At 44.8% G+C, this 23,816-nt stretch carries 26 protein-coding genes and 1 pseudogene; 16 read left to right on the top strand and 11 right to left on the bottom strand.

The window, feature by feature from the left end; all coding sequences use genetic code 11:
• Positions 1-87: 87 nt before the first annotated feature.
• On the top strand, positions 88-558 hold the full coding sequence (locus H583_RS0128365; RefSeq protein ID WP_028563434.1) for a hypothetical protein: 471 nt from the start codon (positions 88-90) through the stop codon (positions 556-558).
• 206 nt (positions 559-764) lie between these two features.
• Here H583_RS0128365 and H583_RS0128360 read toward each other — a convergent pair whose 3' ends face one another.
• Entirely contained in the window at positions 765-1,793 is a 1,029-nt protein-coding gene (locus tag H583_RS0128360) for an NAD-dependent epimerase/dehydratase family protein (RefSeq protein ID WP_028563433.1), read from the bottom strand.
• Positions 1,794-2,326: 533 nt separating this feature from the next.
• Between H583_RS0128360 and H583_RS0128355 the strand changes: the two genes are divergently transcribed.
• Positions 2,327-3,094: a phosphotransferase family protein gene (locus H583_RS0128355; protein WP_028563432.1), complete on the top strand. Its 768-nt coding sequence runs from the start codon at positions 2,327-2,329 to the stop codon at positions 3,092-3,094.
• Positions 3,095-3,154: 60 nt separating this feature from the next.
• Here the strand turns inward: H583_RS0128355 and H583_RS0128350 are convergent, their stop codons facing one another.
• Both H583_RS0128350 and H583_RS0128345 read right to left on the bottom strand, forming a co-directional pair.
• On the bottom strand, positions 3,155-3,343 hold the full coding sequence (locus H583_RS0128350) for a response regulator (protein WP_028563431.1): 189 nt from the start codon (positions 3,341-3,343) through the stop codon (positions 3,155-3,157).
• 210 nt (positions 3,344-3,553) lie between these two features.
• Complete coding sequence (locus H583_RS0128345; protein WP_028563430.1) at positions 3,554-4,402, bottom strand: SDR family NAD(P)-dependent oxidoreductase; 849 nt, start codon at positions 4,400-4,402, stop codon at positions 3,554-3,556.
• Positions 4,403-4,638: 236 nt separating this feature from the next.
• Here H583_RS0128345 and H583_RS34610 point away from each other — a divergent pair, with 236 nt between their 5' ends.
• The 8 genes from H583_RS34610 to H583_RS0128305 all read left to right on the top strand — a co-directional run bounded on the left by H583_RS34610 (position 4,639) and on the right by H583_RS0128305 (position 12,547).
• Positions 4,639-5,241, top strand: coding sequence for a TetR/AcrR family transcriptional regulator (locus tag H583_RS34610; RefSeq protein WP_051237167.1), 603 nt, complete (start codon positions 4,639-4,641; stop codon positions 5,239-5,241).
• Positions 5,238-5,732, top strand: coding sequence for an NUDIX domain-containing protein (locus H583_RS34605; RefSeq protein ID WP_154666024.1), 495 nt, complete (start codon positions 5,238-5,240; stop codon positions 5,730-5,732). The genes H583_RS34610 and H583_RS34605 overlap by 4 nt, the downstream gene beginning before the upstream one ends.
• A gap of 230 nt (positions 5,733-5,962) precedes the next feature.
• Positions 5,963-7,384, top strand: a complete 1,422-nt coding sequence (locus H583_RS34600; protein ID WP_051237163.1) for a spore germination protein — start codon at positions 5,963-5,965, stop codon at positions 7,382-7,384.
• 48 nt (positions 7,385-7,432) lie between these two features.
• The gene (locus H583_RS0128325) at positions 7,433-8,524 is read left to right on the top strand and encodes a GerAB/ArcD/ProY family transporter (RefSeq protein ID WP_028563429.1); all 1,092 of its coding nucleotides are present in this window, start codon (positions 7,433-7,435) and stop codon (positions 8,522-8,524) included.
• Positions 8,521-9,720, top strand: coding sequence for a Ger(x)C family spore germination protein (locus H583_RS0128320; protein WP_028563428.1), 1,200 nt, complete (start codon positions 8,521-8,523; stop codon positions 9,718-9,720). The genes H583_RS0128325 and H583_RS0128320 overlap by 4 nt, the downstream gene beginning before the upstream one ends.
• Positions 9,717-9,941, top strand: a complete 225-nt coding sequence (locus tag H583_RS0128315; RefSeq protein ID WP_028563427.1) for a hypothetical protein — start codon at positions 9,717-9,719, stop codon at positions 9,939-9,941. The genes H583_RS0128320 and H583_RS0128315 overlap by 4 nt, the downstream gene beginning before the upstream one ends.
• 284 nt (positions 9,942-10,225) lie before the next feature.
• Positions 10,226-10,708 (top strand): DUF2975 domain-containing protein, encoded by a 483-nt coding sequence (locus H583_RS0128310; protein ID WP_028563426.1) that lies wholly within the window; start codon positions 10,226-10,228, stop codon positions 10,706-10,708.
• 339 nt (positions 10,709-11,047) lie between these two features.
• Positions 11,048-12,547 carry an alpha/beta hydrolase family protein gene (locus tag H583_RS0128305; RefSeq protein WP_028563425.1) on the top strand — a complete coding sequence of 500 codons (1,500 nt, stop codon included), beginning with the start codon at positions 11,048-11,050 and terminating at the stop codon, positions 12,545-12,547.
• Positions 12,548-12,751: 204 nt separating this feature from the next.
• Here the strand turns inward: H583_RS0128305 and H583_RS0128300 are convergent, their stop codons facing one another.
• From H583_RS0128300 to H583_RS0128285, 4 genes and pseudogenes are all read right to left on the bottom strand, one after another.
• Positions 12,752-13,570, bottom strand: coding sequence for an SPL family radical SAM protein (locus H583_RS0128300; RefSeq protein WP_028563424.1), 819 nt, complete (start codon positions 13,568-13,570; stop codon positions 12,752-12,754).
• A gap of 92 nt (positions 13,571-13,662) precedes the next feature.
• Positions 13,663-13,929 (bottom strand): annotated as a pseudogene (locus tag H583_RS0128295) (2OG-Fe(II) oxygenase); the annotation flags it as partial.
• Positions 13,930-13,960: 31 nt separating this feature from the next.
• Positions 13,961-14,479, bottom strand: coding sequence for a methylated-DNA--[protein]-cysteine S-methyltransferase (locus tag H583_RS0128290; RefSeq protein WP_028563422.1), 519 nt, complete (start codon positions 14,477-14,479; stop codon positions 13,961-13,963).
• 15 nt (positions 14,480-14,494) lie between these two features.
• Positions 14,495-15,094 (bottom strand): bifunctional transcriptional activator/DNA repair enzyme AdaA, encoded by a 600-nt coding sequence (locus H583_RS0128285; RefSeq protein WP_281170152.1) that lies wholly within the window; start codon positions 15,092-15,094, stop codon positions 14,495-14,497.
• Between the two features lie 428 nt (positions 15,095-15,522).
• Between H583_RS0128285 and H583_RS0128280 the strand changes: the two genes are divergently transcribed.
• The 5 genes from H583_RS0128280 to H583_RS38215 all read left to right on the top strand — a co-directional run bounded on the left by H583_RS0128280 (position 15,523) and on the right by H583_RS38215 (position 19,530).
• Entirely contained in the window at positions 15,523-17,283 is a 1,761-nt protein-coding gene (locus H583_RS0128280) for a pyridoxal-dependent decarboxylase (protein ID WP_081667638.1), read from the top strand.
• Positions 17,284-17,406: 123 nt separating this feature from the next.
• Positions 17,407-17,763: a VOC family protein gene (locus H583_RS0128275; RefSeq protein WP_054706387.1), complete on the top strand. Its 357-nt coding sequence runs from the start codon at positions 17,407-17,409 to the stop codon at positions 17,761-17,763.
• A 374-nt stretch (positions 17,764-18,137) separates the two neighbouring features.
• A complete protein-coding gene (locus tag H583_RS0128270; RefSeq protein WP_028563418.1) occupies positions 18,138-18,338 on the top strand; it encodes a hypothetical protein in 201 nt (66 codons plus the stop codon).
• A 149-nt stretch (positions 18,339-18,487) separates the two neighbouring features.
• The gene (locus H583_RS0128265; protein ID WP_036711357.1) at positions 18,488-19,123 is read left to right on the top strand and encodes a cysteine hydrolase family protein; all 636 of its coding nucleotides are present in this window, start codon (positions 18,488-18,490) and stop codon (positions 19,121-19,123) included.
• 167 nt (positions 19,124-19,290) lie between these two features.
• Positions 19,291-19,530 carry a TOPRIM nucleotidyl transferase/hydrolase domain-containing protein gene (locus tag H583_RS38215; RefSeq protein ID WP_028563416.1) on the top strand — a complete coding sequence of 80 codons (240 nt, stop codon included), beginning with the start codon at positions 19,291-19,293 and terminating at the stop codon, positions 19,528-19,530.
• A gap of 132 nt (positions 19,531-19,662) precedes the next feature.
• Here H583_RS38215 and H583_RS0128255 read toward each other — a convergent pair whose 3' ends face one another.
• Positions 19,663-20,016 carry a helix-turn-helix domain-containing protein gene (locus tag H583_RS0128255; protein ID WP_028563415.1) on the bottom strand — a complete coding sequence of 118 codons (354 nt, stop codon included), beginning with the start codon at positions 20,014-20,016 and terminating at the stop codon, positions 19,663-19,665.
• Positions 20,017-20,133: 117 nt separating this feature from the next.
• Here H583_RS0128255 and H583_RS0128250 point away from each other — a divergent pair, with 117 nt between their 5' ends.
• A complete protein-coding gene (locus H583_RS0128250) occupies positions 20,134-20,772 on the top strand; it encodes a nitroreductase family protein (RefSeq protein ID WP_028563414.1) in 639 nt (212 codons plus the stop codon).
• A gap of 123 nt (positions 20,773-20,895) precedes the next feature.
• Here the strand turns inward: H583_RS0128250 and H583_RS0128245 are convergent, their stop codons facing one another.
• The 3 genes from H583_RS0128245 to H583_RS0128230 form a co-directional block, all read right to left on the bottom strand.
• Positions 20,896-21,264 carry a phage holin family protein gene (locus H583_RS0128245; RefSeq protein ID WP_028563413.1) on the bottom strand — a complete coding sequence of 123 codons (369 nt, stop codon included), beginning with the start codon at positions 21,262-21,264 and terminating at the stop codon, positions 20,896-20,898.
• Between the two features lie 216 nt (positions 21,265-21,480).
• Positions 21,481-22,572, bottom strand: a complete 1,092-nt coding sequence (locus tag H583_RS0128235) for a GerAB/ArcD/ProY family transporter (protein WP_028563412.1) — start codon at positions 22,570-22,572, stop codon at positions 21,481-21,483.
• Between the two features lie 37 nt (positions 22,573-22,609).
• Positions 22,610-23,809 carry a Ger(x)C family spore germination protein gene (locus H583_RS0128230; protein ID WP_028563411.1) on the bottom strand — a complete coding sequence of 400 codons (1,200 nt, stop codon included), beginning with the start codon at positions 23,807-23,809 and terminating at the stop codon, positions 22,610-22,612.
• Positions 23,810-23,816: the final 7 nt, after the last annotated feature.

The raw sequence follows: 23,816 nt of genomic DNA, 5'->3' as shown, positions 1-23,816 counted from the left end.
CAGAATTCCGGAAGAGTGGTAAATAATGTATTTTGATGTTATGATATTAGCAATGTTCGCAAATTACATGGAGAAGAAGGTTAATGAATGACAAACAAAGTTAAGAAGATTATGGCTGCAACTGCATTGTCTATTTCACTTATTACTGGAGCTTTTAATGCTGTTTCGGCCAATAGCGATCTCAAATTGAAAGAAGGAAATGAAGGCAACGAAATGAGTCCTGTTACAATCAAGGATACACTAACTTGGGAGTTAGATGGCAATGTAGTGGACCCTACAAGCACTTATTCTGTAACAATTGGAAATCCCAATATTAAACTGTATGCAAAAAATACAAAGAAAACGGGATCGCCGTCTTTTAGAGTCGAAGTCATGCACAGCACGAAGAAAAGAGTAATTTTTAATGAAACCGTTGCAGCAGGTGAATCAGTTGAAATTGTAAATAATGATAGATATCCGCTTGTTCCTTCAGGCACTTATATAGTGACGATTTACGGTGGAGCAGGTATGCCAAAAGGAGAAGTTGTTCTTGAAAGTTCTGACACGAAGTGGCCTTAAAGAAGAGGCAGAATCGATATGATTTTGCAATATAGATACAATCTATTCCACCTGTAAATGGATGCGCACCCCTTCGAATAGGCACTAAAAGTTATTCAAGTGTATATTCGAAGGGGTTAAATTTTTTTGCACTTGAAGGACAGACCTTACACTGGAGTTAAGTCCTATACGTCGGATCTAACTACACGTTGACCGATGTTTAGATGTTACCCATTGGTCTTATCTTTCAGCATTTTTTCTATTGCTTGTAAGACTGTAAGGTTCGGTTCAGTATACTTATACGCGTAAGCTTCAGGGTAGTTAGTCTCGTACACGACGCGGTTTAACATACGGGGCACCATATCCTGATAATATGATGTTGACTGAAGCGGGCTCAATAAATCCGCCACGACATCCCCGGGAATGATATGAACAACATCACCCAATACGGTCTCAATCTGCTCAGGTGTAAATTGTTTTTTTATAAAGTCCAAGACGGCAGAGTATGTTGTTTTAAATGCAGATGCGAAATGGCGCTTCCCATCCGCTTCAGCCGATTTCATTAACGCAATATTCATTGCGGCTGCGTCACGGACATCAACCCCATACAGTTGCGCATCTGCCATAGCTCTATCGCCGTGAAGCATCGCATAAATCATATCATGATGCCAAGGGGCAAAGCTGGGCCCCACGACGTGCGTAGGGTGGATCGTTGTCATGCTCATGTTTGTTGTATTTTCATCGGAGCGGATAAACGACCAGGCCGCTTTTTCCTCCATCGTTTTTGAAACCATATGAAGGTCAAACAGGCCTTCTCTGTTTTCATTTGTCCAATCATCCTCTGTAAACGTCATTTTTGACAGATCTTCATTGGCGTAAGCAATCGTTGACTCTGCACTGGTGTGTACGATTTTCTTAACACTGCCCGATTCAACAGCCAACTGTAAGAGCATGCGGATTCCTTGTTCTTTCGTTCGTCCCTTGTCTTTAAACGTTTTGTCATTTGGATTAAATGCGCTTCCCTGATTAAAAATCCACTTTGCCTCACTTAACACTTCTTGCCAATTGCCTTTTTCCCCAAGATGCGCTTTGCAAAAGTTCACATGTGGCAGCATCGTTTGAAGCTGCTGCGCTTTTTCTTCATTGCGGTACGTTCCGGTAATCCGGGTATAGCCCATATCTGTTAACTGTTTGGCAATCCACGCTCCTATGTAACCTGTTACTCCTATAATGACAATCTTATCATTTAGATTCATTTTTCCTCATCCCCTTTTAACCTAATTGAAAACAGCCTTTCAATGCAATGTTACTACTTAAAGTGGACTTTTAGTCAAATGTTATTTTTTTATATTGTTGATTCATTAATATGAATAGACTTAGTTATTGTGAATATGGAATAATGTTTGCTTATAAAAGTATTAACCCCGTAATTTTTTGCATTTCACATAGATAAATGTGACTTTTAGTGAAACTGAAAGATCGAGAAGTAAATCGAATTGAATTGATGTGATCTCGACTTAGCCGAAAATGACAAACGTCTATAATCACTTTACATAAGAACGTATATTCGATATTCTGTTAATATGAGATTGGCACATCACATTCATCAGGAATTAGAGGTATGCAAATTGACCGATTTTATTCGGTAGACGATAGGGTTGAGGCAATATGTTAATTAGAGAGCTTGAGATCGAATGGAAGTGTCTGACGGAGGATTTTCGGAAGTGGTTAGACGAGAATATAGAATCAACCGTAACGCCGCTCTCCCCCGGGGTGGAAGCTATTTTCTGTGGGGTCCGAAGAAGGGCCGTGTTATGTCATTAAACGATGGAAAAGAGATTTTACCCACAAGCCGCCTCATGAACAATTTAATTTCTTAAACGAAGCTTTATCTCTTCATTTACCCGTAACTCGTCCAGTCGGATGGGGAACGGATCATTCAGGTCGAAGCATCCTTGCCACGGATTACGGTGGTCAGCCTGTAAATAGCCCTTCAGATCAAGAATTAGCAGTCTTTGCGTTTGCACTTGCAAAAATTCATAAAGCACCCATACAAAGTATTCAACTTCAAGCACCCAAGAATAATCAGGTTTTTTTGGAGGAACTGTTAGAAAACCAGTTTCCTGGACTTGACAGTCAACACGACATACTACGAATTATGAAATATTTAAGAAAAAACATACCCGCTGAACACTTCTCGCTTATCCACGGTGATTACAATTTGGGCAACCTATTATTGAAGGATGACCGTCTAGCAGTTATTGATTGGACAACCTCGCGGATTGGTGATTACAGGTACGATCTTGCTTGGTCCGGCTTCTTGTTATGGATTTATAGAAATGAACACTCCAGAACAGTTTTTTTAGAGAGTTATCAAAGAGTCAGAGAGATCACTATGGACTCGCAGGAATATGCTTTTTTTGAACTGCTGGCAGCGGTTCGCTGGATTCTAATACGAAGACAATTCCCGGTCGGCGGAACATTAGAAAAGGCCTATGAATTTGTAAATGCCAGACTGTTGGAGGCTGGCTGCGAAAAGTCCCGGTTGCTGCATTAACACTATATATGCTAAAGGCCAGAAGAAAAATATTCTTCTTCGGCCTTTTTTATGTACGGTTTATAAATCATAACCCAAGCTTGCCGCGGGAGCAGTGGAAAGACAATCTTGCGCAAAAACGCGAATCAGGCTTTCCTGACCGTCTGCAGCTGTCGCAATGACGTCCATACTGTAGGCTTCCCAATCAATCTGGGAAATCAATCCGTGGATGATATGGGGTTCGTCATCGATAATAATCACTTTATACATACGCCAGCTCCAGTCGAATTGAATGATGTAGATTCATTCTATCAAAGAGCCGCATTCGATGCCAGAATCGTCCAGCTGCCTATTTCAATTGGGTCGAAATTCGTATTAAATGCCGTAGTTAGTGTTATATTTGGCGGGTGCATTTTTTAATACGTTCATAAAAGAGGGATGCCGGATTGTACTGGTCCCGCACCAATAACTGCAATTGTTTCATTCATTCATTTTTCCCTCCAGTAATTTAACAGTATTCTTATAAAGTTGTATAGCATTTTCTCTGTCAAATGTTTTCTTCGTCAGACTTACTTCTTTTCGCTGGATATAAGCTGTCAAATTATTCTTTGGTGGCTTATCGAACAATTCAATGATAGGAATGATGGCTTTATCGACCGGTTTACCGATTATTTTGAAAATAACCTTCGCGAAAAACCTATTGACTGGATTTTTAATGGACTCCATCATACCTGTAGTCTCTACAGCCCAAGGATTGAAGAGAACGTACTTGATCTTTTTAATGGTATCTCTGTTGGTAAAAGCAACACCGAGCAAATCATTTAACCGGCTGCCATGATATCGGACTTTAGAGCCGTTATAATTTTTCTTGTTTTGGATATCATTTAAATCAACTGTACCATTCATGCCTGGTGCACAAACGTTAACAATAACGGGCATTTCAGCTTTTTCTAATAGTTCTTTGAATCCGAAACTAAGAATAAATCTGCTTAGATAAGACAATCCGAAGTTAAATTCAAATCCTTCTCGCGTTTCCGTATATTCTTTTTTAATCGTGTGACTGGTTGCAGAGAAAACGAGCATATCCAGGAATTCAGCCCTTTTCTTTACTTCCTCAATTATACGCATGTTCTCTTTAACTAAACTCAAATCAGCTTGAAGAAATAGGGTTCTATCTTCTGCTCCTATTTGTTTCGCCTCATTTAAGAATAGCTTGCCTTTAGCAATTGAACTGCCTACAACCATTACTCGGTAGCCCATTTTTAAGTAGTTAGAAGCTATCCCTTTCCCGATTCCATCTGTTCCGCCTGTAATCAGTATTGTTTTCATTATTTGTACCTCCCGGTCTATTTTGTTGTAACGTTGCAGTGGGTGATCTATAAAGCAATATTCATTCTTTATGAACTCCTCAAATGTGATATATTAAATAAACGCATGTTGCTTTAATGAATATACAACTAATGTAGGAGTCGAACAACCAACAATAGGGATCGGAATGTTGCTATAGCAACATTAATGAAAAATTGTCTGGTTGGGTTGAATACACTAATTAAGAGGTGAATGAAGTGGGGACAAAAGTCCGGAATTTGAGGATGACTCGAACAAAAAAGTCTTTGGTTGATGCTTTTATTAATCTAGTAAATGAAAAGGACTTTGAAAAAATAACAATTGCTGATCTAACAGAAGGGGCTCAAGTGAATCGGGCTACTTTCTATGCGCACTTTAATGATAAATATGAATTATTGGACTATCTCGTGGGAGATACTGCCTCAACTGCTATCGTAAATCGAACGGAAGGAGAGGTGAAATTCGATCAAGAGGGCATTACTCAACTTGTCTTGGCGATATGCGATTTCTATCAACAGCCGGATTTCGATTGCCGCAGAAGCTATATAACCTTAGTTGTACCGCAATTGAAAGACAAAGCGATTTCGGAATTAAAAGCTTATTTGTTGAAAGCCTTACACTCCCGTTTTTCAGAAGATGAAATAGCTCTTTACTCAGCTATCATTGCACAGATGATTCATGAAAGTGCATCTCAATGGGCCTCTGGGAATACAGGTTTAGATAAAGAGGATATTGCCAAGAAGGTTGCATTATTAGTTCTTCATGGCTTACATGAAAGTAAAAGCGATAGGCTAGGGGTGAAAGGGGAGGGAGAAAGTTGAGAATACGAACCGCAGCAAGAGCTATGATTATCAAGGATGAAAAATTGCTTGTACTACGAAGAATTGGAGTTCAAGGGGAATTTTATGTTCTGCCTGGTGGCGGCCAAGAACATGGCGAAAGCATTCAAGAAACGTTGGTCAGAGAAGTGTTTGAAGAAGTAAGTTTGGTGGTTGAAATGGATGAACTTCTCTTTATTAATGAATTCATCGCTAAAAGAGATTCTCTTTTCCCTGATTTAGAGCCTGATGTTCATCAGATTGACTTTACATTTTTATGCAATATTATTTCAATAAATGAAGCAAAGGTCGGAGACACTCCTGACGTACACCAGGTAGGCATTGCTTGGATTCCACTGAGTGAAATCATTGATTATAAATTGCATCCCGATAATGATGCCAATTTTATACTTGGAGCACCCTCGAGAAATGCATTATCACAATGGATTACAAATAAAGAAAGTGTAAGAACTCCTTCGTTTATAGCTGGCTAAACTCACGGAGACGATAGTTTTAAGAATGCCTCCGTACCACCATGGAAAAACCAGGCCTAGTGAGGTCTGGTTTTTTGTTTAATGTTGGTCTAATGAGGTCTAAAAATGAAAGTTAACTCAAGTTTTATATATATTGACGTGTATATACTGCGTTTAGTCAGCTAGCGTATAAACGGCTCCACCCCGGTGTAAAATATACCCAACTAACGCAGTGAAAGTGAGGGGTGAGCATGTCTGGTACGGAGTTATCAGTGGAGCTTGCTCACAATGTAACGGCTTTGCAGGAGAGGCTGGGGGAGAGCTTCGATATCGTATTTCATCCTTTTCCTATCGGCGGCCGGACATCGGCTGTTCTAATCTATATAAAAGGATTGACTGATCTGAATGCGGTCCAGCTGCATGTGCTGAAGCCCTTGCTCCTATTTGAGGATAGCGGTCCGGAATCGGTCCGGGCCAGACTCTCGAAAATTCCGGTGGCTGAGGCTGAAGCTCTGGCTAGAATGGAGGACTGTACGGAGCAAGTGCTAACGGGCAACCCTGTCTTGCTGGTAGACGGATGCGGCGAGGCGTGGTCCTTTGGATTGGCCAAAGGGGAGAAGCGGGGGATCGAGGAGCCTGTAGCCGAGTCTGTGATCCGGGGCTCCAGGGAAGGGTTCACGGAGTCGCTGGAGGTCAACTCCTCGCTGCTGCGCCGGAAAATAAAAAATCCCCGCTTGCACATGCACCAGCTGCAACTCGGCGAACAGACGCGAACGCCTGTCGTGCTGGTTTATATGCAAGGGAAGGCCGACGAGTTGCTGATTCGGGAGGCGCAGACCCGGCTGCAGCGCATTCAGCTTGATAGCGTGTTGGAATCCAGTTATATCGAAGAGTTGATTGCCGATCATCGCTATTCCCCCTTTCCGCAGCTTCTAAGCACAGAGCGCGCAGATGTAACGGCCTCCTACCTGTTGGAGGGGAGGGTGGCGATCATGACTGAAGGAACGCCCTTCGTACTAATTGCACCCATTACGCTCGTGTCTTTGTTACAAGCCCCCGACGATTATTATCAGGGGTACATGCTCGGAACGTTTATACGGATCATCCGATATCTGTTTTTCGCGCTTTCGATTTTTTTGCCTGCGGTGTATGTAGCTTTGCTGTCGTTTCATCAAGAGATGATCCCTACGATCCTCTTGTTGAAAATTGCGACGCTGCGGGAGGAGATTCCGTTCCCGGTCATCGTGGAAGCGCTCATGATGGAGCTGATGTTCGAAGCGCTGAGGGAGGCAGGGCTACGCCTGCCCAAGCAAATCGGCTCCGCCGTGAGTATCGTCGGGGCACTGGTCATCGGACAAGCGGCGGTGCAGGCCGGACTGGTTTCAGCGCCCATGGTTATTATCGTAGCCCTAACCGGGGTTGCGTCCTTCATGATTCCCCGATATCCGTTGTCCATCTCGACGCGGCTGATTCGTATCCCGTTGATCGTCCTAGCCGGTACCATTGGATTATTGGGCGTGATCTACGGCCTGCTGGCTGTATTGATCCACTTATGCGGCTTGCAATCTTTCGGAACTCCTTATCTGGCCCCGTTGTCACCCGCAAGCGGCAAGCAGCTCCAAGATACTGTCTTGCGGGCACCTTGGTGGGTAAGGAATCGAAAATCCCGCTAGCGGATACGATTCGCCACATCACACGACTGATCGGAGAGTAGGACGTCTATGCCGAAAAAGGGGACCATATCTTCTGTACAGATGGCCGCGATGCTGTATTTTGCCATCATGGCCACCGCGATCCTGGGACCGCCTGCCTTGATGTATACCTTTGCCCAGCAGGATATGTGGATTTCCCCGATCTGGGCCTCCTTCATCGGCGCCTTCACCCTGCTTCTGGTTTTCCGGCTATCCCGGGAATATCCGGGCCAGACTTATGTGCAAATTTGTATAACCGTCTGCGGACCGGTGCTCGGGAGGGTTATAGCGGGCGTGTATGTGTTGTTTTACTTGCATGTGAACAGCATCATTTTGCGCGAATTTGTGGAGTTGGTGGTTAGCAAGTTTCTCTACAACACTCCAGAGATGGTGATCGTAGCGGGCATGATGCTGCTGTGTGCTTTTGCCGTCAGGGGCGGCATCGAAGTACTCGGGAGGATCTCGCAGATCGTGCTGCCGGTTATTCTCTCGCTCCTGTTTCTGCTGCTTTTCTTTGTCATTCCGGAGATGAATCTGACCTTTATGCTGCCTGTGTTTGAGGATGGACTCTTGCCTTCGTTGAAAGGGGCTATCCCGCCGGCCACGTGGTTTTCGGAGTTTTTCTTGTTAACGTTTCTGCTTCCATTCGTGAGAGATGGCAAGGCCGGTAAGTGGTCTGCGATCAGTTTGGGCGCTGTTATGCTTAGCATGGTCATCGTGAACATCTTCGTAATATCCTTGTTCGGCCCGGTCTCGGGCAGCTTTGGCTATCCGGTCATGACCTTTATTGAATATATCAGCATTTCAAACTTCCTGGAGCATCTGGAAGCCTTCGTAATGATGATCTGGGTGGTCGGGGCTTTTGTGAAAATTTCCGTCTTCTTTTATGGCGTGGTGCTAGGAACCGCCCAGACCTTTAAGCTGAAGGATTACCGGCCGATTGTGCTGCCGCTGGCAGGTCTCCATATTGTCTTTAACTACTGGTCAATCAAGAACGCGTCGATGCTTGTGTACTATCTCCAAAAGCTGGACCCTTTTTACCTAGTCACTTTTCAGACCTTGCTGCCTCTCGTCATGCTCATAGTCGTCAAAGCCAGAAAGAATTGGAGGAAGCAGGGATGAGCCGTCTGATGGCAAGTAAGAAAACGGTTGGAGCGGTTCTTCTGCTCATCAGCCTTCAAACCTGTCTTACCGGCTGCTGGGGGAAGAGGGAGATTAATGAGATGAGTTTTATCTCAGGCATCGGCATCGAGCGGACGGAGTCTGGGCAAGTGGAACTCTCCGTGCAGATTCCGCTCCCGATGCAGACGGGAGGCGGTCAGCCAGGAGAGGCCAATCCGGGAAAAAATCTGGTTCAGTCAGCCATCGGCATCAATATGGCCGATGCGCTCTCCAAACTGCAGCTGAAACTGTCCAACCAGCTTTTTTTGGCGCACAACCGTGTATTGATTCTCGGGGAGCGGATCGTTAAGCAGGGCTTCCGCGAGGAGGTGGATTTCTTCACCAGTCATCCGGGCACGAGACTGCGTACTTATGTATTTGCCACAAAAGGGGACCCCAAGCTGGTCTTGGGACTCACCGCGCCCAATGAACGCAGCTCCGCGGAAATTCTGAGAGAGATGGCGGTACAACATCGGGAGGTAAGAGGAGTCACGCTGAAACACATTATCATCGCTTCCAGCCAGGGCTTGGGCGGCATTCAGATTCCCCGGATCGAGGTGACGAAGGCGCAGCCGGACAAGGAAGGGCAGACTCAAGGGATATCCGTTAATGGCGCTGTGGTGGTACGTGGATATAAGCAGTCGGGGGATTTGTCCGCCCAACAGGTCTACCCCGTGCCGTGGATCCGAAATATCGAGGATTCCAGGATGATCACCGTACCGATCCGTAAAACGGGAGGCTGGATTTCGTTCTATCTATTGAAGGTGCACACGGTGATGCAGCCGCGGTTCCAGGGGCAGGAGCGCATCATCGAGTTCCGGATCAAGGCGCAGACCAATGTGATTCAGAACGGGACGGTGCTTAATCTGATGAATACGGATGTACTGGAGAGGGTAGAGGAGGAGCTCAACAAAAGCATCGAGCAGCAGGTGAAGCAGACAATGAAGGCCGTGCTTCGGAATTGCAAGACCGATCTGTTCGACTTTCACGATCTGCTGAGGCGGAAGCAGCCGGCAGAATGGAGAAAGCTGCAGAACCAATGGCAAGAAGTGCTCCCGACGATTACCATTCAGGTGTCTGCCGATTGCACGATTCGCAGATCGGGGATGTCCAACGCTCCGATTGGAATCCCCAAGGAAGGAGTGAAGGGGAAATGAGGCTGGCTGCCATCGCCTCAATCATCGTAGCCGCCGTTCTGCTAAGCTGTTATGAGTTAGGTATTCGGGCCACTACGGGGAAGGAGAAGAAAGCCTTTGCCGTCCTGACCGTCTTGACCGCGGGGTTGTCCATCGGACTGGTTCTTTACCCGGATACGCCGGGTCCGAACGATTTGCTCGGGCTCATGTTCGGCTGGCTGGGTGAGCTAATCGCGGAGTAGAGTAGATGTTCGATAAGATGCAATTAGAAAAGTATCACAAGCATAAGCTTAGGGTCGATTCATGGAGCTTACAAAAATAGCTGCTTAGCTCAACAAGAAAAGTGCAGTAGCCCGGTCATTATCGATTAGCTACTTCACTTTCATTTCTCTTCAAAGCTATTTCTTAAAATAAAAAGGAAATTCTACTAACAACAATAATATAATGAATAATGATACTAATTTATTGTAAAACAATAAATAACGTGTTATAGTCATTTTATAATTAAATTATCGAGGTGCTCTTTATGAAACGGGGAACAACACTCTTTTTGAAGATAGCTGATATTCTTATTGGAATCCCAGTTCTTGCATTGTGCATATTTTTGGTGCCTAAGATAGGGGATTTTGCTGGAGAATTGTATCCAGATATTGCTTATATGAAATCTCTCGTTTTAATCGATATGTACACGGCAGCGATACCTTTTTATTTTGCTTTGTATCAAGCTTTTAAACTTTTAAGTTATATTGATAAGAATCAAGCGTTCTCGGAATTATCCGTAAAGGGTTTAAAGAATATAAAATACTGTGCCATCACAATCAGTACCTTGTACCTGCTAGGTATGCCACTTTACTATCTCATGGCTAAGAGAATTGATCCTCCAAGTTTCATGCCAATCGGATTGGCCATTATTTTCGCCTCTATGGTGATCGCCGTTTTTGCCGCTGTTCTCCAAAGACTTTTACAAGAAGCTATTCATATAAAATCAGAAAATGATCTAACGATCTGAGGTGAAGACGATAGCACGGCGGTGGACGATCCATCGCTTGTTTTGCATTGCTGGAAATCCGCTCAGCTAACGGATGTCTAATGACACAAAGTTACCTGCATATATTTTTGACAAAAGTCTGATGTGTCAGGCTTTTTTGTATTTGAGTCAGAACTTATGGAAGGAAATTAAGCGGCACTCTTTCAAGCTGAAAAGAAACCGTTTTACGAGTCCTCCAATACCGCAAGATTGAATGACAAAATTGTAAGGTAGATGTAAGGAAAATCGATGGCTTAGGACAGACTGGCAGGATAAGATTTGAACAAACGAGAATAGAAATTTTTTATAAGGAGAATCGAGATGAGGCTGTTTGAACTGTTGCTTTTTTTGTCAAACATCGGGTTGTTTGCATTAACAGTCCTATTAAAAAAAGGACGGCGTAGAAGTCCAGTATTCATCGCAAGCGGGATTTCCACACTTTTACTGGTCATTCATTGGACGGTGGAAGGATACAGAATTCAGCTATTTTTCCCATATTGCATAACGATCATTTTTTTAGCCAATTCAAGTTATAGCTATTTTAAAAAAATCGGCCAAATAAAGATCCCACGATTCATGTTGGGTTCAATTTATACCGCTATAGCGATAATGCTGGTTGTAACAGGGGGTCTCATGTATACTTTTCCTGTATTTAAACTACCTGAACCGACAGGCGAATTTAAGGTAGGAACGCAAACTTTTCATTTCGTGGATCCAAGTAGGGAAGAGATTTTCGACGAAGCCAGAGAGGGCAAGAGAGAATTGATGGTTCAGGTATGGTATCCGGCTCAAGCTGGCACCGGCAAATACGCTCGCTTTATTCCCGATACCCCGGTTTTACGTTATATGGCCGCGAACTATGGCCTTCCCGGGTTTACTTTTGGGCACTTGAAGTACGTATCCAGTCATGCTTATTCGGGGGCCGAAGTCTCTTCGGCACAAACTTCATACCCGCTGATCCTGGCGAATCCCGGCTTCGGCTCTTCGAGGTTCCTCCACACGTCGCAAGCCGAAAATCTCGCGAGTCACGGATATATCGTGGCAGTGATCGACCACACCTACAATACATTTGCAACTGTGTTCCCGGACGGCCGAATCACGACCAGCACAACCAACGACTTATTCTCGCCCGACCATGATTACCGGACGGAACGCGGTAATCGCGACAAGCTGGGAAACGTTTTAACCGGTGATGTGGCGTTAGCGCTGGACCAATTCGAGCTCCTCCAATCGGGGCAGATTCCAAGTCATCTAAAAGGGAGGATTGATCTCGGGCATGTCGGGGTGTTCGGTCATTCCATAGGCGGAGCGACGGCCTATGACGCTTCTTACGATCCGCGAATCGCAGTTGGAATAGACCTTGATGGAGGGCTTTACCGGCTGCGTGACAGAGAGGGGCTGCGAAAGCCGTTTTTGTTCATCAAATCGGAAAGTGAATTCGAAAAATTAAAAATGGTGATGGATAACCGGGTCTACACGGATGCAGAGCTTAACCGTATAGGCTCAACAAGAGAGTGGATGGATCAAGGAACGGAAGATAAAAAGTTGGAGCTTGAACGGATGCGCGAAACGGTCGATGAAGGGGGGCAATTCCTCTATATCAAAAATACGGAGCATTTGAATTTTGCCGACGTCCAGTTCATTTCTCCGATTTTTAAAATGCTGGGGATTACAGGAAAGATTGCTCCCGAAAGAGCGAACTCCGTTATCAACGCCTATATGCTGGATTTCTTCGATATGTATCTGAAAAATCAAGGCGGAACCTTAATGAAAGGACCAGATCGTCGCTTTCCGGAGGTGAAGTTCGTAACTCCGCTGTAATAAATTACGGAACAGGCTACCGATTTTGATATGCTTCCCTGGTATAGACCCTCCAGGCAATATTGTAAACATAGTGAACTATCCTGAGACCAAACGCAGGATTCATGGAATGAAACAGAAATAGCCAAAAGGCTGGGAAACAATCGCCCCAGCCTTTTGGCTATTCCGGACACATTATATGGGGAGCATGGTACTTTGACAGACTCATGGTTCGAACCCTTTTTGACTGATGAATAGTTCATCTTCTGAAAAAAGCCGTTTCATGTTGTCGTATACCCGGAGATAAGCGGCAGGATGGTACCATTCTTCCTGACCGACCATTTGGTAAAGGGACTGTAAGCCCAGACGTTTCGTCCGTTTGCCGTTACTGCCATCTCCCATGAAATAATCATCGATGCACACGCGGTTGACCAGCGGGCGCAGCGTCTCGGGAAATTGATGGCTGCTCGGCAAAATAGGAGCAATAGCAGCTTGTGAAGGAATACCGGCCTCAGCCAGCAAACGCAACGTTTGGAGCCTTGCTGGAATAGGAGGCGAATGGGGAGCAAACTGCTTACGGACGTCCTCACGATCGGTTTCCACGGTCATGCTGACCCGTACTTTGTCCCCCAGAGCCTGCAGCAGATCGATATCCCGGCGGACCAGCGGGCTTCGAGTCTGAACCAGCAGGAAATCGGGAGGATGCTCTACCATCACTTGCAGCAGGGAGCGGGTTATTTGCTCCTTATATTCAACGGGTTGATAAGGATCTGTGCTGGATGACATGAAGATTGTAACTGGGCCCTTGGCTTTGGCGCGAAGCAATTCTTTTTTCAGAAGGGCTGCCGCTTCCTGTTTGACGTCCACCCAGGTTCCCCACTCGGCACCGCGAAATGTGGACACCGGCATTTGCCGCACGTAGCAATAGGAGCAGGCGAAGCTGCAACCTGTGTAAGGATTTAACGAATGGCTGTAGCCGGACAGAAAGCCGGTGCCTTTATTCAGCAAGGATTTGGGTATCTTGCTGGTATATTCAATCTTCACTATCACCACTCCCTCGCAATCGTACGAGCGCTACTTGGCGTCATGAAAGATAATGCCCATGCTGTATCGGGTTCCCGAATGAACGGTACCCACGCCTTGGCGAGTTCCGGGTACAGCCCCTCGCGCAGCTCTTGTAAAACATCGGGAAGAGGAGCCTGATAATATTTATATTCTCCAATTCCAAAGCGATAACGCGCCATATCAATGGTCTTTCTATAAATATCCTCATTGTCGTACTCTTGCACAAGCTTGCGGCAAGTATCCGCGCTCAGCAGGCGAGGGAGCTTGGCGAAGCCCTGTTTATCAAGTGTCCGGTGCAACTCAGACCAGTTCAAACCGGTTAAAGCCGTTTCCAGCAGGTTCAACGTCGCACTGCTCCTTTCTGCTCATTTATGCATGTTGCTCCAGTTCAAGTAATCTGGTTTTCATTTCCGCTCCGCCACGATAGCCGGCCAAAGCACCGTTTTTGCTAATTACCCGATGGCAGGGAACTGTAATGAGGACGGGATTGGCTCCAATCGCAGAACCAACAGCCCGAACCGCAGCCGGATTCTGAATGTGCTCGGCAATCTCGGAATACGAGCGGGTCTGTCCATACGGAATTTCGCGCAATGCTTCCCAGACCGCTTCCTGAAAAGGCGTTCCGCTGTAAGTCATCGGTAGCGTGAACTGATTAAGTTGCCCTTGAAGATAGGCAGCGAGTTCATCTGCATAAGGCTGAAGTTTTTGATCATGCTGTACCAACTCACGCCCGGGCAGGCGACTGGCCGCCCATGTAAACAATTCTTCAAAGGAATGATTTTGCGAACCGACAAAACATAATCCGTCATCCGTTGCCGCGATATGAATGTGCCAATCCTCGCAAATAAGCAGGGACCAATAGATAGGGCTGCTGTTTTTCGTTGTCATGTGGAAGAGACCTCCTTATTGATGTTGTTGCTGCCGACGATAAACTTCAGGGGTTTGGCCCGTCCTTTTTTTGAACAAGGTAATAAAGTAGGGCGTATTCGCCAATCCGACCGATTCACCGATCTGTGATACCGGGTCATCGGAGGTCGACAACAGCCGTTTGGCTTGTTCGATGCGAATGTGCTGGATATAATCGACCGGTGTCGATCCGGTGACCTTCTTAAAGGTTCGATGCAAGTGGTAGGGTGTTCCATGACTCAAGTATGCAAGAGTTTCCAAAGTCAATGACTCGCCATAGTGGTTGTCAACGTATTCCGTTACCAGTGCAATCCATTCCTCATCGGGCAAGCGCTGTCCTGTCGGATTGCAGCGTTTGCAGGGACGATAATGGGCGGCCACTGCTTGATTGGCATGTTCAAAGCAACCAATGTTTTCTCTTTTGGGCAGCCTTGACTTGCAAGAAGGGCGACAAAAAATACCTGTTGTTCTCACCGCATAAAAAAAGGTTCCGTCATAGGATGCATCGTTAGTCGAAACCGCCTGCCATTGTTCGTCGGAGACCGGGAGGGGGAGAATGGAACTTTCAAGGCTTGCATCTTGCAAACAGCGATCCAAATTTGTTTCTTGATTATCGGACAAGTGGACTCACCTCCTGTTTTTAGTATACCCCTATGGATGTACATCTGTGTGGATTTCGAAATTGAACAGCAAGATAACAAAATTACAAACAGATCACTCTATGTAACAGAATACGAACACTTAAAACTTTGGAAAGCGATGATTTAGTTCGATCAATAAGACCAATAAATAGATAAACTCAGTGGATAATGGGAGAAATACGAATTTGAATTAGTGAACTTCGGTAACATAATAGTTGGCTCTCATTATGCATGACGATGATCGAATCCTTTCTCGCCCATGTACATTTATTGAAGAAATACAAGTAAGGATGAGTTATGCGAATTGATGAGCAAGATTTTAAAAGAATAGTAGTGTTAAAATAAAATTTGTCTAAAAATCATACGTGAAATGGAGGCTTTTTTTTGATAAAAAAAAATCAAAACGATATTGATGGCCTGAAGAAAATTGGCAAAATCGTTGCATTGACGATTGATGAAATGATTCATCACGCACGTGTAGGAATTACGATAAAAGAGCTGGATGATATTGGGGGACAGTTTCTGAAAGGGCATGGAGCGGTACCCTCACCTAAGAAAACTAATAATTTCTTTAGCAACACATGTATTAGTATTAACAATGAAATTGTCCCCGGAATTTCGGATGATCGGATCATTCAACCGGACGATATAATAAATATCGATGTTACTGCGGAGTTGGGAGGCTATTATGCGGCTGCTGGACGTTCTTTTCGTGTTCAAAATGAAACCGCAATGTCGGATGTCCGCTCTCTGCTTGAGCGTACCCAGATTCACGCTGTTGATTTTCTCAGCAGACTGGACACGCAGTCTGTTAGCGCAACTACAGACATATTTACGTTGCGGCGTCGATTGGGCCTGCCCCTGAGCAATGATGGCATTCCCGCCGAACGCGTGATAGACGAGTTGGTAGCTGCAACCGAAGGAGGGCATTTGGGCTCCGCAGGGGGGCGTTTTTTTGCTTGGGTAATTGGTGGCGCACTGCCTTCTGCACTTGCGGCTGATTGGCTCACTTCCACCTGGGACAATAACGCTGCTCTATATGCTTGCGGACCAGCCTCTTCTGTAGTGGAAGAGGTTGCCGGGGCATGGGTTAAGGAGGTGCTTGATCTGCCAAGCACAGCATCATTTGCATTTACCACCGGCTGCCAGATGGCGCACTTCACCTGCCTCGCAGCAGCACGGCATGCGCTCCTTCGGGACAGGGGATGGAATGTAGAGCTAAACGGGTTGACTGGAGCTCCCGCAATACGTATTTTGGCCTCGGAACAGCGCCATGGAAGTATCGAACGGGCACTGCGCTTCCTCGGCATCGGAACAGCTGCCTTGGTGCCTCTCGCAACCGACGCAGACGCTCGTGTCACAGCAGATGTGTTGTCCACAGCGCTTAAAGCTTCTGACAGCCCAACGATTGTTATTCTTGACGCAGCGGATCTTAACGTAGCAGCAATCGATCCGTTCAGCGAACTCATCCCCATCGCACGAGCAGCGGGGGCATGGGTGCATATCGATGGTGCGTTTGGACTTTGGGCGCGAGCAAGTGGACAACATCAAAGCAAACTGGCAGGAGTCGAACTTGCGCATTCATGGGCGACAGATGCGCATAAGTGGCTGAATACACCGAAGGACATAGGAATTGCCTTAATAACAGATTCCGATGCACATCGCGCGGCAATGGGAATTAGCGCAAATTATCTGACCCATGACGAGGAAACGCGCGATCAAATCAACTGGACGCCTGATTGGACCCGACGCGCACGAGGCTTTGCAGTTTATGCAGCATTGCGTGAGCTTGGCAAAGCTGGCGTGGCGGATCTCATTGAGCGGAGTTGCGCCCATGCCGCCGCGCTTGCAAACGGTATCGCAGCGTTACAGGGAGCCGAACTGATTTTCGCACCCACGCTGAACCAAGCACTGGTTAGATTTCTTTCTCCAGAGCCCAATGCATCAGAAGCAGATCATGACGCCCGGACCACATCTGTGATTGCCGCTATCAACACGGAAGGAACGGCATTTTTCAGCGGCACAGTTTGGAGAGGACGGCGTGCAATGCGAATCAGCGTTGTCAACTGGCGCACGTCGGAAGCCGATGTACATGCGACATTAGCCGCAGTAGCGCGAGTGCTCGCCAATATAGAACATAAGTAAGAGGACCAGATAGACGCTTTCCGGAGGTAAAGTTCGCAACTCCGCTGTTATAAATTACGGAACAGGCTACCGATTTTGATATGCTTCCTTTCAAGTAGACAGGTTTAATAAATAAACCGCTACTTGAAGGGGAGTTTTCCTATCTCTACACGAAATTTCTCACCAAATCAAACCTGGTTAAAAAATGAATATGAAGAAGTGCTTGGTTTTAAAACAGAACTTGTGTTTGACACGCATGCCATATTGCAACCTGACCTTCAATCGCTCAGGACGGACGCTCCCGTAGTTCAAAACATGGTGATCGGTAAAGCACTTCCTAGAACTGCTTATTTTTCGGATGATATTACAGGGTATCACATGTATTTAAGCGAACAGGGGGTTCGTACTGAGGAAATTATTGAGGAAGGCGAATGTGGTTGGCATTTTGAGTTATATGACCCAGATGGAAATCGTATCACTATTTGGCAGGCAAGATACTAATTGTTTCAACGAATTAACCACGTATGTGAAAACCCCAAACATATGATTTGGGGTTTTCACATACGTGGTTATGTATAATAATTTTTCTACATACCACTTATGTCTTCCAACTCCATACGTCCGGATATGGCCCAGATCACGCCAGTCGATAACTCAAACATGAGATTTCATATCACGTTTAGGGTTAATGCAGTGTCAGGTGTATTGTATACCGTACTTCCTTGTTTTGTTAATCTTGAAGGAATGACAGGTTATATGGGGGCAAATTGGGGCCCTTCAAGCAGAAATGTCTTTATTGAGGCGTCATCTGACGTTCATTCTGAAAACTAATATTATATGTATTGATTTGGTTATGACAGGTTTAGGGGGAGAAAATGGAGAAAGATTTGGTTTATATAAAAGAAGAGTATGAAAAACTCATTAACTTAGATGCCAATTCTGATGGGGCCGATAGAAGGCGCCGGGGATTTGATTTCGAGCGCTTATTGAATAGGCTATTTAACCTCGAACAACTCGAACCGCGCACAGGTTACAGACCGTTAGGAGTGTTAAGTGAAAATAAAATTGTAGACTGAAAAATAAAGTATTAGACTGGAGAAAGCATTAAGCTAACTGGCAGATTTGCTCAACAAATTGGCTTGTGAGAAAAGCGCGTTAATTTTCTCGGAAAAATCTTTATCTTTATTTGGTGGAGTGTTACCATTTATGAGAGGTGAGATTGAGCATGAGTTATACGAATCCAAATTGGAACACATCCGTATTGGTCACCATAGATACGCAAAATGACTTTACCTTGCCAAACGCCCCTGCCCGAATCGAGGGTACTTTTGAAGTGCTACCGAAAATGAAGTCCTTGTTAGGGAAGTATCGTGATAAAGGTCTCCCGATTGTGCATGTAATTCGTTTATATAAAGAAGATGGCTCCAACGTCGATATTTGCAGAAAAGAACTTGTTGAGAAAGGCGCCGGGATTGTTGCTCCGTATTCGAAGGGTGCTGAATTGGTTAGTGAAATCCGCTCTTTAAATTATAGTCCTATGGATGCCGAAATGCTTATGAATGGGGAGTTTCAGCCAGTTGGAGAAAACGAGTGGGTTATGTATAAGTCTCGTTGGGGTGCTTTTTATAAGACTGAATTAGAAGCTTTCCTCATAGAGCGTAACATCGATACTATTGTATTTACAGGCTGTAACTTTCCTAATTGCCCACGAACATCAATGTATGAAGCAAGCGAACGTGATTTTCGTGTTGTTATGGTGGCAGATTCGATGTCACAAGTGTACGAAAAGGGTATCCAAGAAATGAGTAATATTGGTGTGTATGTATGTGATTCTAATGATGTTATGAAGGCAATAGAATAATCAATAATTGAATTAACGGGTAACGTTACCGTTCAACATAGCAGCGGCAGTCTAGGACTTTATTTTTTCGTCCAAGCTGCCGCTGTTTTCTATTACTTAGGTGAGTCTAACACTTCTTTTCGGAATTCTGATGGTTTAAGGCAGCCGAAGAAGGTGCAATAGGGGTATTGGCCACTCAAGCTATCGATGCGACTACCGCAGATTTGTTAATCGTGTGCGAAGGTGATACTGATCGTGAGGTGATTGCAATACTGTCTGAGAGGATTCTAGGTAATGCTGGCTCAAAGAGATCAATCAAAATTATAGTTGCTATGGGAAAGATTACAATTCCACGTGTGGCAAACGCTTTATGGAACACTTTCTATTCTGAATCTAAGGTGTTAGACACAATCCATACAAATCAATAGACAATAAGGGATTAATGCTTGTCATAGACATATGTACAAAATACGGGTTTTGTGCAAAAGTAAATTACAAAAGGAAATAGTTCTTTTGTAATTTACTTTTTTACTTTCTCTTCGCATCTTTTGTCTACCCAATTAGCACTTCGTTTGAAAACTCGCTTTTCCTTCCAGGATTGCATTCAAGAATTTCTTCGACTTACTTAATTGATTCTGGATGTCATCAATTTCTTTAATTTTCAATTCAAAAATTTTCTTCTTTAACTCATATGATTGTTGTTGGCTGACCAGCAAACTTAGCTCTTCTATAGAAAAATTTACAGATAAAAGCGTTTTTACATCATTTAGAAAATCCACAATCTCTTCCGCATAAATACGATAATTATTTTCATCCCTTTTAACAAAATTTTCCGGAATCAGATTTTTACGCTCATAGAATCTCAGTGTTGATATTGGCAAACCAGTTAATTTTGAAACATCATTTATTTTCATAATACGCCCTCTTTATCTCTTGCTATAAACCTGAGTTTATAGTTCATAATACGATTATGATAACGAATGGCGTGCACAATGTCAAAAAAATCTAACGTTATCAAAAGGAGCCGTTTTATGTTTAACAATACTCAAAATAATGATTTCGCCGATATCGTCAAGGGACGGCGTTCTGTCCGCAACTATGATGAGAATTTTAAAATATCCAGAGAGGAAATAAGCCAGATGATTTCGGAAGCCAGCTTGGCTCCGTCTTCTGCAAATATGCAGCCTTGGCGTGTAGTTGTGGTGGATACCCCGGAAGGAAAAGAAAAGCTGAGACCTCTCGTGCGCTTCAATACATTGCAAAATGATACATCATCAGCCATGTTATTGATTTTTGGTGATACCGAGAGCTATTTATATGCTGAAGAAATTTATAATACAGCTGTTGAACAAGGGAAAATGCCCGCTGAAGTAAGGGATCGTCAACTCGGAGCAATTTTATCCATGTTCCCTACGCTATCAAAAGAATTAAAAGTTGAAGTTGCTAAAATTGACAGCAGTCTCTTTGCCATGCAGCTCATGTTAGTAGCCCGTGCGCACGGTTATGATACGAATCCGATGGCAGGCTTTGAAGTTGACCAGGTAGCCAAAGCATTTGACATGGATGAAGAGCGGTATGCTCCAGTAATGATTGTTTCATTAGGAAAAGCCAAAGAAGCAGGACATGAGTCAGTACGTTTAGGCACTGATAAAATTACATTTTGGAGATAACCGGCGACGTCAAAAGAATTTATAAAAGAACGAACCCCCAGATCAAATGATTTTGATCTGGGGGCATACTCGATGATATACTGAAGCCCTCCCTCTGCAGCATTACACTGTTTAAGGATTCCCCTATGCATGTGAGTGCCGGTCCTTTTTCACTTCCACCGTAAATATGCTCAATACAATTGTAAGAATCACATAAGTCCAGAAGCCGTGGATTTCAAACCCGGGCAAATACTGGTTAAGCAGCCACAGCTTGAGCGGAGTCAGCACAAGTGCCGCCAGCATGAGCGCAGGCAGCGTCAAACAGCCAATCCCCAAAGGAATGAGAATTACGGAAAATACCAGTGCCAAGCCGTACAAGAAGCTGATGATAAACATAAGAACAGAAGCAATAAGTAGAGTTTTTGTATCCGCCACAGATACATACTGCGAAAAATACTCATTTCCCGCCCAGAATACAAGCAGGGTCACTAAAAAATTAAGCACATTTTTCATAGACAACCTCCCTTTTATAATGATTATGTATGTTCTGGTGTACTTCTCTATTCCTCTGAATCCTCCCGCTGCCCGGGACGGGGCTTCCTGAACCAGCTAATGAACGAGAATGCAAGTGCAGCGGCGATAAAAATTACAGGTTGTGCCCAAGGATATTGTAGCATTGTCTGAGATTTCCAAAAAGATATAAAATTAGCCATGAAATCCCTCTCCTCGCTAGCTGGCATTTTTTTTGCGAATCCAGGATACAAGCATTAGAATAATCGGGATAAAGAGCATCAAGGATAAATAAATCGGACTGTACGGAACTACTTTCTCCACGACGGCAATATGCTCAATCACATTCGGTGCCATAGTCAGACCCAGCACAAAAGCGATGATGACAACAGGCAAAATATATATGCGATAGTTTTTCGTGTACGTCAGCTTTTGAAGGCTTCGGACTGTGGCAAACAGATAGATAAAGGTCTTCAAAAAAGCCATGAAGCAAAAATAGAGAACCCCGGTAGCATCAAGCTGTGTAATAAAATCCGCTACCGATATGGCTTGTACCAAGGCATACATCGGATAGGTTGCCCGCTTGAAAATCTCTTCGCCAAAAGCTGAAACTGCCATCGCATCGGTAAATGCGATAAAAATGCCCGCCATCACAGTCGAGAGCAGCATCGTTCTGGGAACTTTTCCCTTCGGCTTCACAGAAGTCCAGACTAACGCCAGTGCCAGAGACTCCCCATAGGACTGGATAATCCCAAGCGGCCAAACGACCTTCCAAATCCGGTCCCATCCTTTATCAAGCATCGGCTTTAAATTATCAACATCCAGAACACCGGAGCTGATAATTAATATAACCTCGACTGCAAATATGATGCCCAGTATCGGCAGCATGAGTTCTGCAAGCCTCCCCATTGTCCGGAGTCCCAGGAACAATCCATATGTGATCACAACCATGAATACAATGAGTATGGCCCATGGAGGCGTACCCGGCAAAATAGTCGAGGGCACGAGGCTATGGATATCTGCGACAATCCTCCCGGCAATATAGATAAACAAGAGAGGATGAAGCCAGGCCAGCGGCGTACCCAGCCACTTGCCAAATTGCTTCGGATAGCACTCGATGTAGGTCAGGCCCGGATTTAGCTCGGTTATACTGACATAGATTGATACAACTGTAGTACCCAGAATCGTGGATATCAAAACAGCCAGCCAGGAATCCTTGCCAGCGCCAGCGGCGAAACCAAATATAATCGTGGTCCCAATTTGATAAATAATCGAAATGGCCAGCAGCTGGTGCCTAGAAATGATATCCATATCGTATATCCCTATTCCTTATATGAATTTTGCAGCTTTATTTTTCCAATTGTTCCTCTTCCCAGAGCGTAGAGTCATTCACTCGTCCCGTCCCGTTAATCTTGAATTGAACGTCCGTAGTCACTTCGATCTTTGGAAACTCCTGATCCCAGCGCTTGGAGTATGTCTCATTCCATTCTTTTTTGTACTTCCGATGCAAAATTGTGCCAAAACCGACAGCATCTGATTTAAATTGCTTCTTCAACTTGTTAACGGTCGAGGTAACCCTCTTCTTAACCTCTTGCTCTAAAACTTGCTGAATTTTATTCAGGTTCTGAATCTCTTTGATACTCAGCTTGGTCGTATTCTCAAATAATTCACCCGTCATATGCATCGTAATATCAAACTGTATCTTCTCCCCTTGGATGCGGGGTCTGATGCTGGTCTTGGCTTTAGAGAGCTGAACACTAACTTTGCCGGTCGAGCCGTCTTTGTTCTGCATAGAAACTGTCATGGACGATCTCTTCATTCGATTTTTTAGCCATAACAATACTTCGGAATCTTGCCGCTTCATCCATCCGATTAATTTGTCGTGGTGGAAAATCCCTGCCCCAACAACAGCAAGTCCTGTCTCCTTCTTGTCGGATGCATCATTTTTTTGTCCGGACAAAGGGACGATTTGAAGCTGTGTGCATATGGGTTCGATTCCTTTCTCCAGCAGCCGGAATACGAAGTCCCTGAAGGTGACACTATCCAAGTACCGGGCCTTCTCTTCTTCCCTGATTTCCTCTGCCGTAAAAATTTCAAAGTTAGGGGGGGCCTTCAGAATTTCTTTCCCTTCCCCTTTAGTCACCAGCAAATAGCTGTTCCCCCGTGCTTCCCGATGCCGGGAAAAAAAATCAAGCACCGGTGAGAGTCCTGCCCGGGCTAACTGATCGCCCACAACAATGACACGATTATGCGAAAAGATCACCATACGGGGAATTTTTTTCTGGATGACTTGATAAGCCTCCATAATCGTTTCCCCTTTTTCAGAGACAATAAGGGTTGCATTTTCACCTCCGCCTCCTTTTTCGCTTATGCCCTTGGTCATTTTCACCTTCAAAATCTGCAGACTTACTTGCAGCTTATTATTTTCGGCCCGGTCCAAGGCCGTCGCGGTAACAATAGCCACATCATTTAACTCGACTCTGCTCCAGCAGCCGGTTAGAAATAAGGATATGATCAGCGCGAGTAACAGGATTAGTGGTTTTCTCATCAAGACC

This window comes from Paenibacillus pinihumi DSM 23905 = JCM 16419 (assembly GCF_000422505.1).
Lineage (GTDB): Bacteria > Bacillota > Bacilli > Paenibacillales > Paenibacillaceae > Paenibacillus_D > Paenibacillus_D pinihumi.
Note: the sequence above shows the minus strand (reverse complement) of the source record. Positions and strands in the feature narration are given on the sequence as shown.